The sequence below is a fragment of the Pseudomonas sp. MYb541 genome (genome assembly GCF_037479595.1).
GTDB classification, from domain to species: Bacteria; Pseudomonadota; Gammaproteobacteria; order Pseudomonadales; family Pseudomonadaceae; genus Aquipseudomonas; species Aquipseudomonas canadensis.
In genome coordinates, this window is sequence record NZ_JBBGYS010000009.1 from 61817 (window position 1) to 77894 (window position 16078).

A 16078-nucleotide genomic window follows, 5' to 3' on the forward strand; every position below is an offset into this window, starting at 1 on the left:
AGCCCTGATCGTGTGATCAGGGCTTTTTCATTTACAGGCCGTTCTTAGCCTTGAACTCCCGACGCCGACGGTGCAACACCGGCTCGGTATACCCATTAGGCTGCTTAGTCCCTTCAATCACCAACTCCACCGCTGCCTGGAACGCGATGTTGCTGTCGAAATCCGGGGCCAGCGGGCGGTACAGCTTGTCCCCGGCGTTCTGACGGTCCACCACCGGCGCCATGCGCTTGAGGCTTTCCATCACCTGATCCTGAGTGACAACGCCGTGGCGCAGCCAGTTGGCGATGTGCTGGCTGGAGATACGCAGGGTGGCGCGGTCTTCCATCAGGCCCACATCATTGATGTCCGGCACTTTCGAGCAACCTACGCCCTGGTCGATCCAACGGACCACATAACCCAGGATGCCTTGGGCGTTGTTGTCCAGCTCGTTGCGGATCTCTTCGTCGGACCAATCGGTGTTGCTGGCCAGAGGAATGGTTAGGATGTCGTCCACCGACGCACGCTCGCGCTTGGCAAGCTCGGCCTGGCGGGCGAATACATCAACCTTGTGGTAATGCAACGCGTGCAGCGCGGCGGCGGTTGGCGACGGCACCCAGGCGGTGTTGGCGCCGGCCAGTGGGTGGGCGATTTTCTGTTCGAGCATCGCCGCCATCAGGTCGGGCATGGCCCACATGCCTTTACCGATCTGCGCACGACCTTGCAGGCCAGTGCTCAAACCGATATCGACGTTCCAGTTTTCGTAGGCGCCGATCCATTTTTCTGCCTTCATCGCCGCCTTGCGCACCATCGCGCCGGCTTCCATGGAGGTGTGGATCTCATCGCCGGTACGGTCAAGGAAGCCGGTGTTGATAAACACCACGCGCTCGCTGGCGGCCTTGATGCATGCCTTGAGGTTGACCGTGGTGCGGCGTTCCTCGTCCATGATCCCGACTTTCAGCGTGTTGCGCGGCAGGTTCAGCACGTCTTCGATGCGGCCGAACAGCTCGTTGGTGAACGCAGCTTCTTCCGGGCCGTGCATCTTCGGCTTAACGATGTACACGGAACCGGTGCGGCTGTTCTTGCGGCTGTTATTGCCGTTGAGGCTGTGTGTGGCAGCGAGGCTGGTGAGCAGGCCGTCGAGGATGCCTTCTGGCACTTCGTTGCCGTCTTTGTCGAGGATCGCATCGATGGTCATCAGGTGACCCACGTTGCGCACGAACAGCAGCGAACGACCGTGCAGCGTCACGTCCTGGCCGTCCACACCGGTATAAACGCGGTCAGCGTTCATGGTGCGGGTGAAGGTCTTGCCGCCCTTGGCCACTTCTTCGGCCAGGTCGCCCTTCATCAGGCCGAGCCAGTTGCGGTAGATCACCACTTTGTCATCGGCATCCACGGCGGCGACGGAGTCTTCGCAGTCCATGATGGTGGTCAGCGCGGCCTCCATCAGCACGTCTTTGACGCCGGCGGCGTCGGTCTGGCCGACCGGGGTGCTGGCGTCGATCTGGATTTCGAAGTGCAGGCCATTGTGTTTCAGCAGGATCGCAATCGGCTCAGCCGCAGGGCCCTGGAAACCGATCAACTGTGCGTCGTCGCGCAGGCCGCTGTTGCTGCCGCCCTTGAGGCTGACGATCAGCGTGCCGTCGACGATCTTGTAGCCGGTCGAATCGACGTGGCTGCCAGCGATGAGCGGTGCGGCCTCATCGAGGAAGGCGCGGGCGAAGGCGATGACCTTGTCGCCACGCACCTTGTTGTAGCCCTGGCCCTTTTCGGCGCCGTCGGCTTCGCTGATGGCGTCGGTGCCATACAGCGCGTCATACAGCGAGCCCCAGCGCGCATTCGAGGCGTTGAGGGCGAAGCGGGCGTTCATCACCGGCACCACCAGCTGTGGGCCGGCCATGCGGGCGATCTCGTCATCGACGTTTTGGGTCGTGGCCTGGAAATCCGCGGCTTCTGGCAGCAGGTATCCAATGTCTTGCAGGAAGGCTTTGTAAGCCACCGGGTCGTGCGCCTGGCCTGCGTGGGTCTGGTGCCAGGTATCGATCCGCGCTTGGAAATCGTCGCGTTTGGCGAGTAGGGCTTTGTTCTTCGGTGCCAGGTCGTGGATGACCTTGTCGGCGCCGGCCCAGAACTGGTCGGCAGTGATGCCGGTGCCGGGAATGGCTTCGTTGTTCACGAAGTCGAACAGGACTTTGGCGACCTGCAGGCCACCGACTTGAACGTGTTCAGTCATTGCTTGCCTCACTCTGCGGAGCTTATGCGCTTTTTCAGATTTTCATTATGTAGTGCACGGTTGGGCATACTACATGATGACTTGCGGTTGTGAAAATTAGACTAAATACGTCGTTTAGCGACCCACTTTGGTCGTACGGTCACAGCGGAGAACCGGATGTTCTCAAAAAACTATTGGATTGTTCCAGATAAATATAAAAATGGTACACGATTTGTTATCGGGGGCCTTCGGGTCCACCTTGTAGATTGAATTCCAGAGGGCGTTGCCATGGACCATCTTGTACTCACAATTATCGCTGCCGACAAACCCGGCCTGGTTGAACGCATCGCGCAGAACATCGCCGCCCACGGTGGCAACTGGCTGGAAAGCCGCATGGCGCACATGGCCGGGCAGTTTGCCGGGATCCTGCGGGTCAGTGTGCCTAAAGAGCAACGTCAGGCATTGGTCGGGGCGTTGGAGGATTTATCCACCCATGGCATTCGCGTGCTGGTGGGCGAGGGCAGCAGCGGGCAGGCCTCGGCCTCCAAATCGATCATGATGACGCTGGTGGGCAATGACCGTGCGGGCATTGTGCGCGAGATCACCGCGCTGCTGAGCAAGCAGGGCGTGAACCTGGAGAGCCTGAGCACCGATGTACGCCCGGCCCCTATGAGCGGTGATCCGTTGTTTACCGCCGAGGCACTGTTGCAGGTGCCGGCCGCGTTATCCCTGGATACCTTGCAGTTGTCTCTGGAAACCCTGGCCGATGACTTGATGGTGGAACTGCACCACGAGGAATGATCTGCCCACAGGGTTATGCATGGAAATCTTGCATGGGCCTGTGGATAACCTGTAGAGACCCCTCGCCAGGCCACGCCGGCCGGGGGTCTTCGCTGATTGAGCAAAAAACGAGCAATTTCAAAAGCTTGTGCACAAATGGCGGGGATCAGGTTGTGGATAACCTTGGGGTTGATGCCTGCAAGCCACGCCCGCTGTGGCTTGCAGAGGTTTGTACGTTATTTGATCAGCGTTTGCGCGCGCTGAGCCAGATATCCACGCTGTACACCACCAGGCCCGCCCAGATGAAAGCGAAGGCGGTCAGGGTGCTCGGTGCCAGGTGTTCGCCGAACAACAGCACGGCTTCGAGCAATACCAGGGTCGGTGCGACGTACTGCAAAAAGCCCAGCGCGGTGTAGGGCAAATGCCGTGCGGCGGCGTTGAAACACACCAGCGGGATCAGCGTCACCGGACCAGCCGCCACCAGCCACCAGGCTTCGGACGTACTCCAGAACGCCATTTGCGCGCTATGGGCGGTTGGGTTGAACAGCAGCCACGCAATCGCAATCGGCACCAGCATCCAGGTTTCCACCACCAGCCCCGGCAGCGCCTTGACCGGCGCCTGCTTGCGGATCAGCCCGTAGAAACCAAAGGTCAACGCCAGCACCAGCGACACCCACGGCAAGCTGCCGACCTGCCATACCTGTTGCGCCACACCCACGGCCGCCAGCCCGACGGCGACCCACTGCAAGCGGCGCAGGCGCTCACCCAGAATCAGCATGCCCAGCACCACGTTCACCAACGGGTTGATGTAGTAACCCAGGCTCGCCTCCAGCATGCGCCCAGTGTTCACCGACCACACATAGGTCAGCCAGTTAGCCGCAATCAACGACCCGCTGAGGGCCAGGATCGCCAGGCGCTTGGGGTTGTCGCGTAGCTCGCGGAACCAGCCGGGATGCTTCCATACCATCAACAGCAAACCGCCGAACAGCGCCGACCACAACACGCGGTGCACGATGATCTCGGCGGCCGGAACGCTGGCGATGGCTTTGAAGTAGAGCGGGAACAGACCCCAGATGACGTAGGCGCTCAGGCCCAGGATGTACCCCTTGCGAGGGTTGGCGGCTTGCATTGCAGAATCCTTGCTTAGGCAGCTAACAAAGCGCGATTGTAAGGATATTTCTCAGGCAATGGGATCTGCTTTCTGTGGGAGCCGGGCTTGCCCGCGATAGCATCACCTCGGTACTCCTGCAAAACCGAGGCGCATGCATCGCGGGCAAGCCCGGCTCCCACAGAGAAGCTGTCAGAAGAGTTTCAAGGGTTCTTCGTTCAGGGCCGAGAGTTGCTCACGCAACGCCAACACCTGATCGCCCCAATAACGTTCGCTGCCAAACCATGGAAAGCTGTGGGGGAACGCCGGGTCGTCCCAGCGCCGTGCCAGCCAGGCGCTGTAGTGCATCAGGCGTAAGGCGCGCAGGGGTTCGATCAGTGCCAGCTCACGCGGGTCGAAGTCATGGAATTCCTGGTAGCCGTCCATCAATTCCGACAACTGCCCCAGGCATTCCTGACGGTCGCCGGCGAGCATCATCCACAGGTCCTGCACCGCCGGGCCCATGCGGCAGTCATCCAGGTCGACGATGTGGAACATCTCGTCACGGCACATCATGTTGCCGGGGTGGCAATCGCCGTGCATGCGGATGTTTTTGTGCGGCGTGGCTTTGTACACCTCTTCCACACGCTTGAGCAGGTCGCGTGCCACGGACTCGTACGCCGGCAGCAGACTCTTGGGGATGAAATTGCCTTCCAGCAACGTGGTGAGGGAATCGTGGCCGAAGTTCTTCACGCCCAAGGCCTCGCGGTGTTCGAACGGGCGGGTGGAGCCCACCGCATGCAAACGGCCGAGCAATTGCCCAAGGCGATACAGTTGATCGAGATTGCCCGGCTCCGGCGCACGGCCGCCACGGCGGGGGAACAAGGTGAAGCGGAAACCGGCGTGCTCGAACAGGCTTTCGCCGTTGTGGATCAGTGGCGCGACCACCGGCACTTCGCATTCGGCCAGTTCGAAGGTGAAGCGGTGTTCTTCGAGGATCGCCTCGTTGGTCCAACGCTGCGGCCGATAGAACTTGGCAATCAGCGGTTCCGAGTCTTCGATGCCCACTTGATAAACGCGGTTTTCGTAGCTGTTGAGCGCTAGAACGCGAGCATCGCTGAGGAAACCGATGCTTTCGACAGCGTCGAGCACCAGGTCGGGCGTGAGTGTTTCAAACGGGTGGGCCATGCGAACTCCTGCGCGCAGCAGGGCGCCGCGTCCGGCCGGGTATGGTAACAGTGATAGGTGGTGACTGTGCGGACGCCTTCGCGAGCAAGCCCGCTCCCACATTCGACCGCATTCTCATGCTGGAACTCGGTCAAGTGTGGGAGCGGGCTTGCTCGCGAAGAGGGCTTATCAGGCGCCGACTATCCCACCATCATCCCTACGAATCGCCATCACCGACGACCGCGGCTTGCCATTCGGCAGGTGCTCCGGCCAGGTCGAGCCGCCGGTTTCGCCTGGGTGCTGGATCCCCACAAACAGCGTCTTCTGATCCGGCGAGAAGCTGATACCCGTCACTTCACAGGCCACCGGTCCTACCATGAAGCGGCGGATTTCTCCGGTGGAAGGGTCGGCGCAGAGCATCTGGTTGTTACCCATTCCCGCGAAATCCCCCGCGTTGCTGTAGTCCCCGTCGGTGAGGATCCACAAGCGCCCGGCCTTGTCGAACCCCAGGCCATCGGGGCTGTTGAACATGTTCTGCGGGTTGATATTCGACGACCCGCCCTTCGGTGTTCCGGCGTGAACGCCTGGGTTGCCGGCCACCACAAACAGGTCCCAAGTGAATTCCATACTGCCGTGGTTATCGGCATCTGCCTTCCAGCGCAGGATCTGACCGTAGACGTTTTTCTCACGAGGGTTCGGGCCCCCGACTGGTTGGCCGTCTTCACCGCGCTTGGCGTTGTTGGTCAGGGTGCAATAGACCTGGCCGTCGGTGGGGCTGACCACGATCCATTCGGGGCGGTCCATGCGCGTGGCTTTCACCACGCTGGCAGCCAGGCGCGCGTGGATCAGCACTTCGGCCTGGTTGGCGAAGCCGGTGCTGGCGTCGATGCCATTTTTGCCGTGGGTCAGCTCGACCCATTGACCCTTGCCCTTGGGGTGGTCGGCGTTGCCGTCGCCCGCGTCGAAGATCGCCACATACAAGGTGCCGTGGTCGAGCAGGTCTTTGTTGGCCTTGGGATTCTTGTGGTTGATTTTGTCGCGGCTGACGAACTTGTAGATGAACTCGCCGCGCTCATCGTCGCCCATGTACACCACTGCGCGGCCGTCGCGGGTTTCCGCCAGGGCAGCGTTTTCATGCTTGAAGCGACCCAGGGCGGTGCGCTTGGCCGGGGTGGATTGCGGGTCGAACGGGTCGATTTCCACGACCCAGCCGTGACGGTTGAGTTCGTTGGGGTTCTTCGCCATATCGAAACGCGGGTCATGCTGGTGCCAGTTGATATCTTTGCTGGCGGCGACTACGCCATAGCGTTTCTGCCCGGCGTCGAAGGTTTGTTGTGGGTTGCTGCTGCCGAAGCAGTCGGTGAAATTCTCTTCACACGTCAGATAAGTGCCCCACGGCGTCTTGCCATTGGCGCAGTTCTGGAAGGTGCCCAGGGCTTTTTTGCCGGATTTGTCGGAGCTGGTTTTGAGCCAGTCGTGGCCGGCGGCGGGGCCGCTGAGGCGGATCGGCGAGTTGCCGTGGATGCGGCGGTTGTAGCGTGAGTCCTGCACGAACTGCCAGGTGTCGCCCTTGCGCCGCACTTCAATGACCGACACGCCTTCGCTGGCCTGGGCCTTGTGCACGTCTTCGGCCGATTGCGGCGCGCCGCCGTGGGCGAAGAGGTAGCGGTAGTTGGTGTATTCGTTGTTGATTGCCATCAGCGCGCGATTATCGTCGCCGGGGAAGGCAAACAGGCTCATGCCGTCATTGTTGTCGCCGAACTGTTGTTCCTGGGCCTTGGCCGTGCCGTTACCGGACGGGTCGAAGGCCGGCGCGCTCTTGCTCAACGGCTGGCCCCAGCTGATCAGCACCGAAGCGCTATAGCCTGGCGGCAAAGTAATGGCGTCGCTGGTGGCGGCGGCGATGCTGGTGAACCCCAGCAACGGGCTGGCGCTGGCGGCGTTGACGGCGAGGGCGCTGCGGGTCAGCAGGTTGCCACCCAGGAACATCGCGGCGCCACACAGGGCACCTGCGCCGATGAAACGGCGGCGGGTGAGGCCGACCATCTGCTCAAGGTCGGTGGCTTGGTTTTCTTCTAATAGGCTCATCTCAGGCTCCCTGCGGTTTTTGCAGACACCATAAGGAGCGGGCGTGACGAAATTGTTGCAGTTTAAATGGCGGGCCGTTTACACCGGTGTGCCGAGCAGCACATTACTCGGCGCAAATTGCACCTGAATCGCTTTGCCTTCGGTCACGCGCAGCGCCTTGAGCGTGGCGGGCTGCGCCAGGGCGCACAAAACCTGGCCGTTGGGCAGGGTGACGCGCACTTCGCTGGGCCCGTCCTCAGCATCGAGAATGGCGTCGACGATGCCACCCATACAATTGTGTCCAGTTGTTACGGGAGCCTCGGGTGCCAGCAATTCAAGCCAGCCGGCCTTGATCAGTGCGACTACTTCCACGCCAGTTTCCAGCTCCAGTCGCTGCGTGCTGTCATGGGTAATCTGTGCCGCCAGGGTCAGCCCGCCGGCCAGTTGCAGGCGGATCAGATCATTGCGGCCATGCTGCTCGATGGCGACGACCTGACCATGCAGTTGATTACGCGCGCTGGTGCGCAGCATCAGGCGGCCGAGCAGGTTGAAATCGCTGGCGGCTTCGTCCGAGCCCAGCACTTCGGCCTGCAGTACTTGCAGGCGTTGGTAAAGACGCAGCACGCGCTCACCTTCCGCCGTCAACTTGGCGCCGCCGCCGCCCTTGCCGCCGACGCTGCGTTCCACCAGCGGTTTTTGCGCCAGGTTGTTCAACTCGTCGATGGCATCCCACGCCGCTTTGTAACTCAAGCCGGCACTTTTTGCCGCGCGGGTGATGGAGCCTTGCTCGGCGATATGCGCCAGTAAGGCAATGCGCTGGGGACGGCGGATGATGTGTTGGCTGAGGGACGTTGGCAGAGACATGGGGATACGCTTCGATGTGATGGACCGAACGTTGCGGCCAAGGTGGGACGGAGTCAAGTCAGCCGCCTGGTTTGGGCGTGCGGGCCAGGCAGTACACATCGACCTGTCGTGCCCCAGCGTTCATCAACAACCGCGCCAGGCTGTGGGCGGTGGCACCGGTGGTGAGCACGTCGTCCACCAGTGCGAAGTGACGGCCTTGCACCTTGGCGTCGGGCGCCAGGGCGAAGGCGCCGAGCAGGTTGCGTTGGCGGGTCTTGGCATCGAGGGCCTGTTGGGCGACGGTTTCATGAGGGCGTAACAACAGGTGTTCATCGTAGGGGATGTTCAAATCGCTGCTGAGCCATCGCGCCAGCATCAGGGCCTGGTTATAGCCACGTTCCCGCAGGCGCTTGCGGGCCATTGGCACCGGCAGCAGGCAGTCGGGGCGAGTGAGTCCGGTGTTGTCGAAGCGATGTTGCAGGTGCTGGGTCAACAGCCGCGCCAGCATCTGCCCCAGAGGCCAGCGCGCTTGGTGTTTGAAGCGGCTGATCAGGCTGTCGATCGGAAAGCTGTAGGTCCAGGGCGCGATCACCTGTTTAAAGGCCGGCGGATGTTTCTGGCATTGGCCGCAGATCAAGCCCTCCATCGGCAGGGGCAGGGCGCACAGGTTGCAGTGTTCTATCAGCCACGGCAGCTCGGTTTCGCAGACGTTGCACACAGAGTCGGCTGATTCCGTTGCCTCATCGCAGATTAAACAGGTCTGGGTGTTTTTTAACCAGATGTAAACCTTGTGTTTGTAGTCAGGTTGACAGTGCATGAATCTTCCTTAAATATGCCGAGCATCCGTGTCGTGCCTGTGGGTATTGCCCTTCCCGCAGCGCTTGCCAAAGCATAATCAAGGAATCGCCCATGAGCGCCAGCACCACCGCCACCTTGCGTCACGATTGGTCCCTCGCCGAAGTCAAAGCGCTGTTCGTGCAGCCGTTCAATGACCTGCTGTTCCAGGCGCAGACCGTGCACCGCGCGCATTTCGACGCCAACCGTGTACAAGTGTCGACGCTGCTCTCGATCAAGACCGGCGCTTGCCCGGAAGATTGCAAATATTGTCCGCAGTCTGGCCACTACAACACTGGCCTGGAAAAAGAGAAGCTGATGGAAGTGCAGAAGGTCCTCGAAGAGGCTGCCCGCGCCAAAGCCATCGGCTCGACCCGCTTCTGTATGGGCGCCGCCTGGAAGCACCCGTCGGCCAAAGACATGCCCTACGTGCTGCAGATGGTCAAAGGCGTGAAGGCCATGGGCCTGGAAACCTGCATGACCCTCGGCCGCCTCGATCAGGACCAGACCGAAGCCCTGGCCCAGGCCGGCCTGGACTACTACAACCACAACCTCGATACCTCGCCGGAGTTCTACGGCAGCATCATCACCACCCGCACCTACAGCGAACGCCTGCAAACCCTGGCCTACGTGCGGGATTCGGGGATGAAGATCTGCTCCGGTGGCATCCTCGGCATGGGCGAGTCCCTCGATGACCGCGCCAACTTGCTGATCCAACTGGCCAACCTGCCGGAGCATCCGGAGTCGGTGCCGATCAACATGCTGGTGAAGGTGGCCGGAACGCCGCTGGAAAACGCCGAAGACATCGATCCGTTCGACTTCATCCGCATGCTCGCCGTGGCGCGCATCCTGATGCCGCAGTCCCATGTGCGGCTGTCGGCCGGTCGTGAAGCGATGAACGAGCAGATGCAGGCCCTGGCGTTCTTCGCCGGCGCCAACTCGATCTTCTACGGCGACAAACTGCTGACCACCGCCAACCCACAGGCTGACAAGGACATGCAACTGTTCTCACGCTTGGGCATCCTGCCGGAAGCCCGTGAAGAACACGCGGATGAAGTGCATCAGGCGGCGATCGAGCAGGCGCTGGTGGAGCAGAAGAGCAGCGAGCAGTTCTATAACGCTGTGGTGTGAGGGATGTCTTTCGATCTCGCCGCGCGCCTCGCTGCCCGCCGTGCCGAACACCTTTATCGCCAGCGCCCGCTGCTCGACAGCCCCCAAGGCCCGGAAGTGGTGGTGGACGGCCAGCCGTTGCTGGCGTTCTGTAATAACGATTACCTGGGCCTGGCCAATCACCCGCAAGTGATCGAAGCCTGGCGCGCCGGTGCGTCCCGCTGGGGCGTGGGCGGCGGTGCTTCGCACCTGGTGGTCGGGCATGCGACGCCGCACCATGAGTTGGAAGAAGCGTTGGCCGAGCTCACCGGTCGTCCGCGTGCGTTGCTGTTTACCACTGGCTACATGGCCAACCTCGGTGCGGTCACAGCGTTGGTGGGGCAGGGCGATACAGTGCTGGAAGACCGACTCAACCATGCCTCGTTGCTGGATGCGGGCTTGCTGTCGGGGGCGCGTTTCAATCGCTACTTGCATAACGACGCCGCAAGCCTGGTCAAGCGCCTGGAGAAATCTACCGGCAATACGCTGGTGGTCACCGATGGCGTGTTCAGCATGGACGGTGACCTGGCCGACCTACCCGCGCTGGCCCGTGAAACCAAGGCCAAGGGCGCATGGTTGATGGTGGATGATGCCCATGGCTTCGGCCCATTGGGTGCCAACGGCGGCGGTATCGTCGAGCACTTCGGCCTGAGCCAGGAGGACGTGCCGGTACTGGTTGGCACCCTTGGCAAGGCGTTCGGCACAGCCGGCGCTTTTGTGGCGGGCAGTGAAGAGCTGATCGAAAGCCTGATCCAGTTCGCGCGCCCGTACATCTACACCACCAGCCAACCGCCGGCCCTGGCCTGCGCCACCTTGAAAAGCCTGGAGCTGCTGCGCACCGAACATTGGCGGCGCGAGCACCTCAACCGTTTGATCCGCCAGTTCCGCCACGGCGCCGAGCAGCTTGGGCTGGACCTGATGGACAGCTTCACGCCGATCCAGCCGATCCTGATCGGCGACAGCGCCAAGGCCATGCGCCTGTCGCAGATGCTGCGCGAGCGCGGCTTGATGGTGACGGCGATCCGCCCACCCACCGTGCCGGCCGGCAGCGCCCGTTTGCGCGTGACCTTGACGGCAGCCCACAGCGCGGCGCAGGTGCAGCTATTGTTAAACGCATTGGAAGAGTGTTTCCGCTTGTTAGGTGCCACGGAGCCCGACCATGCGTGATCGACTGATATTGCTGCCCGGCTGGGGCCTTGGTATATCGCCGCTGGAGCCGTTGGCCGCTGCATTGCAAGGTCTGGACGAACACCTGCAGGTGCAGATCGAGCCCTTGCCCGCGATGGATTCCAGCGACCTGCAGGAATGGCTCGACGAACTCGACGCCACGCTGCCGGACAACGCCTGGCTGGGTGGCTGGTCCTTGGGCGGCATGCTCGCTTCGGAATTGGCGGCGCGGCGTGGTGAGCGCTGCTGCGGCCTGCTGACCCTGGCGAGCAACCCGTGCTTTGTCGCCCATGACGGTTGGCGGAGTGCGATGCCCGCTGAGACCTTCGATGCGTTTCTCGCCGGTTGCCACGCCGACTCCCAAGTTACCCTCAAGCGCTTCGGCCTGCTGTGCGCCAAAGGCGCCGAAGACCCACGCGGATTGTCGCGCTTGCTGGTCAGTGGCGCGCCGAATACGCCTTCCAGTGTGCTGATGCCTGGTCTGGAACTGCTCGCTCAACTCGACACCCGCGAAGCCTTGCTGGCGTATCGCGGCCCGCAGTTGCACCTGTTCGCCGGGCTGGACGGATTGGTGCCCGCTGAAGCCGCCAGCGACCTGCTGGCGTTGCTGCCCGATGTTGAAATCGGCCTGATTGAACAGGCCGGCCACGCTTTTCTTCTGGAAGACCCCCACGGCGTCGCGGGGGCCATCCAGGCCTTTTTGCATGAGTGCGTCGATGACTGATTTATCCCACGCCCCGCTGCCAGGTGCGTTGCCCGACAAACGCCAAGTAGCGGCATCGTTTTCGCGTGCAGCCGCCAGTTACGACAGCGTTGCCGAGTTGCAGCGGTCGGTGGGCAGCCAATTGCTCGCGCGCATGCCGGCCGACATTGCGCCGCAACGCTGGCTGGACATGGGCTGCGGCACCGGTTATTTCAGCCGCGTGCTGAGCGAGCGGCTGCCAGCCAGCCGGGGTATCGCGCTGGATATTGCCGAAGGCATGCTCAACCACGCGCGCCCGCTGGGTGGTGCCCAGCACTTCATCGCCGGCGACGCCGAACGCTTGCCACTTAAAACTGACAGCTTGGAGCTGATTTTCTCCTCCCTCGCGGTGCAGTGGTGCGCGAACTTCGAAGTCGTGCTCAGCGAGGCTTCTCGCGTGTTGCAACCAGGCGGCGTGCTGGCTTTCGCCAGCCTGTGCGTGGGCACCCTGGAAGAACTGCGCGAAAGCTGGCGCGCGGCGGATGGCCTGGTTCACGTCAACCGTTTCCGCACGTTCGAGGCTTATCAACAACTGTGCGCGGCCAGCGGCCTGCGGGTGGTGAGCCTGGAGCGCCGCCCCCATGTGCTGCATTACCCGGACGTGCGCAGCCTCACCCATGAATTGAAGGCCCTGGGCGCACACAACCTCAACCCCGGCCGGCCGGGAGGGTTGACGGGGCGTGCGCGGATTGTTGCACTGGTGCAGGCGTATGAGCGGTTCCGTCAGGCCCAAGGTCTGCCGGCGACTTACCAAGTGGTGTATGCCGTACTGGAGAAACCTCTATGACCGCCGCCTACTTCATCACCGGCACCGACACCGATGTCGGCAAGACCACCGTCGCCGCCGGCCTGTTGCACGCAGCCCGGCAAGCTGGCAGAAGCACCGCCGCCGGCAAACCCGTGGCTTCCGGCTGCCAGGTCACGCCCAAAGGCTTGCGCAACGCCGATGCACTGGCGTTGCTGGCCGAATGTTCGTTGCCCCTGACGTACGCCGAGGTCAATCCGGTGGCGTTCGAGCCGGCCATCGCGCCGCATCTGGCGGCGCGGGAGGCGGGCGTATCGCTGACTGTGCAAGCCTTGCTCAAACCCATGCAGCAGATTCTGGCGCGAGAAGCGGATTTCACCTTGATCGAGGGTGCAGGCGGGTGGCGGGTGCCACTGGCTGATCAGGCGAACCTGTCGGATTTGGCCGTGGCGCTCAAGCTGCCGGTGATCCTGGTGGTGGGCGTGCGCCTGGGATGCATCAGCCATGCCTTGCTCACCGCTGAAGCCATCGCCCGTGACGGTTTGCAGCTGGCCGGGTGGGTGGCGAATATCATCGACCCCAAGACCTCTCGTCTGGAAGAAAACCTCGCCACCCTGGCCGAGCGGCTGCCAGCACCGTGCCTGGGCCGCGTGCCGAAACTCAAGCAGGCGGGGGCTAGCGCCGTCGCGGAGTACTTGCAGCTGGACCTGCTTGACTGATTTTGGCTATCGCTAAGGCATTATGCCATTAGTGTTTTTGACGGGCATTTTGCGGGCGACTCTGCTTCAATCACGGTTCACGATTCTCTAAAGGCAGGCTTACGCCATGGAAATCTCTGGAAGCAGCGCGTTTTACTCGGGCCTGAGCAGCATTCAGACCGGGCAAAACCGTGTCGACCAGGCCGCCGGTAAAATTGCCAGCGCCGCGACGACCCAGCCCTCGGATGCGCAAAGCGACCGACTGCAAGCCAACAACCGCGCCCAGCCGTCCAACTCGGCCAGCAACATGGTCGAAATGGCCCAAGGCAAGTTTCAAGTCGAGCTCGGCGCTAAAGTTGCCAAGGCTTCGGATGAAATGCTCGGCACTTTGATCGATACCTACGCTTAATCCCGGCCGGCTCTCGCTATATGTGGGAGCTGGCTTGCCTGCGATAGCCTCGACTCGGTCCTACTGATCTACCGCGGCGCCTGTATCGCAGGCAAGCCAGCTCCCACATTTGTCCTCCGTCGTATTGTCGAACTCCTACACTCCTGAATCATGTGGCAACTCGCCGCAGACGTTGCCGTGCGCGCCTTTGATTCATGTCATGACAAACGGCATCCGGACGACGCTTGACATCCCCAGGTGGTAAACGTATGTTTCAAACACCTGTTTGACCGCCACAACAATTCCACGCGGTTGTTCATTCCAGATACATCAGCAGAGGTTTATCGCTATGCCTGACTATAAGGCCCCCTTGCGTGATATTCGCTTCGTTCGTGACGAACTGCTTGGCTATGAAGCGCACTATCAGAGCCTGCCGGCTTGCCAGGACGCTACCCCGGACATGGTTGACGCCATCCTTGAAGAGGGCGCCAAGTTTTGTGAGCAAGTGCTGGCACCGCTGAACCGCGTGGGTGACATCGAAGGCTGCACCTGGAGTGAGTCGGGCGTTAAAACCCCAACCGGTTTCAAAGAAGCCTACAAGCAATTCGTCGAAGGCGGCTGGCCAAGTCTGGCCCACGACGTGGAGCACGGCGGCCAAGGCCTGCCGGAATCCCTGGGCCTGGCAGTCAGTGAAATGGTCGGCGCCGCCAACTGGTCGTGGGGCATGTACCCGGGCCTGTCCCACGGTGCGATGAACACCATCTCCGAGCACGGTACTCCCGAGCAGCAAGAGGCTTACCTGACCAAACTGGTGTCGGGCGAATGGACCGGCACCATGTGCCTGACCGAGCCACACTGCGGCACCGACCTGGGCATGCTGCGCACCAAGGCCGAGCCTCAGGCTGACGGTTCCTACAAAGTCTCCGGCACCAAGATCTTCATCTCGGCCGGTGAACACGACATGGCCGACAACATCGTCCACATCGTACTGGCCCGCCTGCCGGACGCACCGGCTGGCACCAAAGGTATCTCGCTGTTCATCGTGCCGAAGTTCCTGCCGAACGCCGACGGTTCGATCGGCGCGCGCAATGCCGTGACCTGTGGCTCCCTGGAACACAAGATGGGCATCCACGGCAACGCCACCTGCGTGATGAACTTCGACGCGGCCACCGGTTTCCTGATCGGCCCGGCGAACAAAGGCCTGAACTGCATGTTCACCTTTATGAACACCGCTCGCCTGGGCACCGCGCTGCAAGGCTTGTCCCACGCCGAGATCGGCTTCCAGGGCGGCCTGAAGTACGCTCGCGATCGCCTGCAAATGCGCTCCCTGACCGGCCCGAAAGCACCGGACAAAGCCGCCGACCCGATCATCGTTCACCCTGACGTGCGCCGCATGCTGCTGACCATGAAAGCCTTCGCCGAAGGCAACCGTGCGATGGTGTACTTCACCGCCAAGCAAGTGGACATCGTCAAATACGGCACCGACGACGAAGCCAAGAAACAGGCCGACGGCCTGCTGGCCTTCATGACTCCGATCGCCAAGGCGTTCATGACCGAAGTTGGCTTCGAGTCTGCCAACCACGGTGTGCAGATCTACGGCGGCCACGGCTTCATCGCCGAGTGGGGCATGGAGCAGAACGTTCGCGACAGCCGCATTTCGATGCTGTACGAAGGCACCACCGGTATCCAGGCCCTCGACCTGCTGGGCCGTAAAGTGCTGATGACCCAAGGCGAAGCGCTCAAGGGCTTCACCAAGATCGTGCACAAGTTCTGCCAGGCCAACGAAGGTAACGAAGCCGTCAAAGAGTTCGTTGCTCCGCTGGCTGCGCTGAACAAAGAGTGGGGCGAGTTGACCATGAAGGTCGGCATGGCCGCGATGAAAGACCGCGAAGAAGTGGGTGCCGCCTCGGTGGACTACCTGATGTACTCCGGTTACGCGTGCCTGGCTTACTTTTGGGCTGACATGGCGCGCCTGGCTGCCGAAAAACTGGCTGCCGGCACCACCGAAGAGGCGTTCTACACCGCCAAGCTGCAGACTGCACGCTTCTACTTCCAGCGCATCCTGCCGCGTACCCTGGCCCATAAAGCCACCATGCTGTCGGGCGCAAACAACCTGATGGACATGAAAGAAGAAGACTTCGGCCTGGCTTACTAAGCCTTACCGGGTTCACTTCAAGAGCCGCCGCTCCTTCACGGGAGCGGCGGCTTTTTTGTGGGCGATAA

14 protein-coding genes are annotated in these 16078 nt (G+C 61.8%); 8 read left to right on the top strand and 6 right to left on the bottom strand.

Annotated features, from left to right (window positions below; all coding sequences use genetic code 11):
* Positions 1-31: 31 nt before the first annotated feature.
* Positions 32-2209 carry a malate synthase G gene (locus tag WH299_RS07845; RefSeq protein ID WP_339549987.1) on the bottom strand — a complete coding sequence of 726 codons (2178 nt, stop codon included), beginning with the start codon at positions 2207-2209 and terminating at the stop codon, positions 32-34.
* Positions 2210-2476: 267 nt separating this feature from the next.
* Between WH299_RS07845 and WH299_RS07850 the strand changes: the two genes are divergently transcribed.
* Positions 2477-2989, top strand: coding sequence for a glycine cleavage system protein R (locus WH299_RS07850; protein ID WP_339549988.1), 513 nt, complete (start codon positions 2477-2479; stop codon positions 2987-2989).
* Positions 2990-3212: 223 nt separating this feature from the next.
* Here the strand turns inward: WH299_RS07850 and rarD are convergent, their stop codons facing one another.
* The 5 genes from rarD to WH299_RS07875 all read right to left on the bottom strand — a co-directional run bounded on the left by rarD (position 3213) and on the right by WH299_RS07875 (position 8949).
* Complete coding sequence (gene rarD, locus WH299_RS07855) at positions 3213-4097, bottom strand: EamA family transporter RarD (protein ID WP_126569551.1); 885 nt, start codon at positions 4095-4097, stop codon at positions 3213-3215.
* 171 nt (positions 4098-4268) lie between these two features.
* Positions 4269-5243 carry a serine/threonine protein kinase gene (locus WH299_RS07860; protein ID WP_010207031.1) on the bottom strand — a complete coding sequence of 325 codons (975 nt, stop codon included), beginning with the start codon at positions 5241-5243 and terminating at the stop codon, positions 4269-4271.
* A gap of 168 nt (positions 5244-5411) precedes the next feature.
* Positions 5412-7310, bottom strand: a complete 1899-nt coding sequence (locus WH299_RS07865; protein WP_339549989.1) for a PhoX family protein — start codon at positions 7308-7310, stop codon at positions 5412-5414.
* Positions 7311-7388: 78 nt separating this feature from the next.
* Positions 7389-8153, bottom strand: coding sequence for a TOBE domain-containing protein (locus WH299_RS07870; protein WP_122729469.1), 765 nt, complete (start codon positions 8151-8153; stop codon positions 7389-7391).
* A 58-nt stretch (positions 8154-8211) separates the two neighbouring features.
* Positions 8212-8949 (bottom strand): ComF family protein, encoded by a 738-nt coding sequence (locus WH299_RS07875; RefSeq protein ID WP_123475052.1) that lies wholly within the window; start codon positions 8947-8949, stop codon positions 8212-8214.
* Positions 8950-9041: 92 nt separating this feature from the next.
* On the opposite strand from WH299_RS07875, the gene bioB reads away from it, so the two are divergent.
* The 7 genes from bioB (at position 9042) to WH299_RS07910 (ending at position 16010) form a co-directional block, all read left to right on the top strand.
* Positions 9042-10097, top strand: coding sequence for a biotin synthase BioB (gene bioB, locus WH299_RS07880; RefSeq protein WP_016977842.1), 1056 nt, complete (start codon positions 9042-9044; stop codon positions 10095-10097).
* 3 nt (positions 10098-10100) lie between these two features.
* Positions 10101-11282: an 8-amino-7-oxononanoate synthase gene (bioF, locus tag WH299_RS07885; protein WP_339549990.1), complete on the top strand. Its 1182-nt coding sequence runs from the start codon at positions 10101-10103 to the stop codon at positions 11280-11282.
* Positions 11275-12006, top strand: coding sequence for an alpha/beta fold hydrolase (locus tag WH299_RS07890; protein ID WP_339549991.1), 732 nt, complete (start codon positions 11275-11277; stop codon positions 12004-12006). Before bioF ends, WH299_RS07890 begins: the two co-directional genes overlap by 8 nt.
* Positions 11999-12811, top strand: coding sequence for a malonyl-ACP O-methyltransferase BioC (bioC, locus tag WH299_RS07895; RefSeq protein WP_323622838.1), 813 nt, complete (start codon positions 11999-12001; stop codon positions 12809-12811). The genes WH299_RS07890 and bioC overlap by 8 nt, the downstream gene beginning before the upstream one ends.
* Positions 12808-13488, top strand: coding sequence for a dethiobiotin synthase (gene bioD, locus WH299_RS07900; RefSeq protein WP_339549993.1), 681 nt, complete (start codon positions 12808-12810; stop codon positions 13486-13488). Before bioC ends, bioD begins: the two co-directional genes overlap by 4 nt.
* Positions 13489-13594: 106 nt before the next feature.
* Positions 13595-13876, top strand: coding sequence for a pyrroloquinoline quinone biosynthesis protein PqqE (locus WH299_RS07905; protein WP_122729457.1), 282 nt, complete (start codon positions 13595-13597; stop codon positions 13874-13876).
* Between the two features lie 328 nt (positions 13877-14204).
* Complete coding sequence (locus WH299_RS07910) at positions 14205-16010, top strand: phenylacyl-CoA dehydrogenase (protein WP_016977848.1); 1806 nt, start codon at positions 14205-14207, stop codon at positions 16008-16010.
* Positions 16011-16078: the final 68 nt, after the last annotated feature.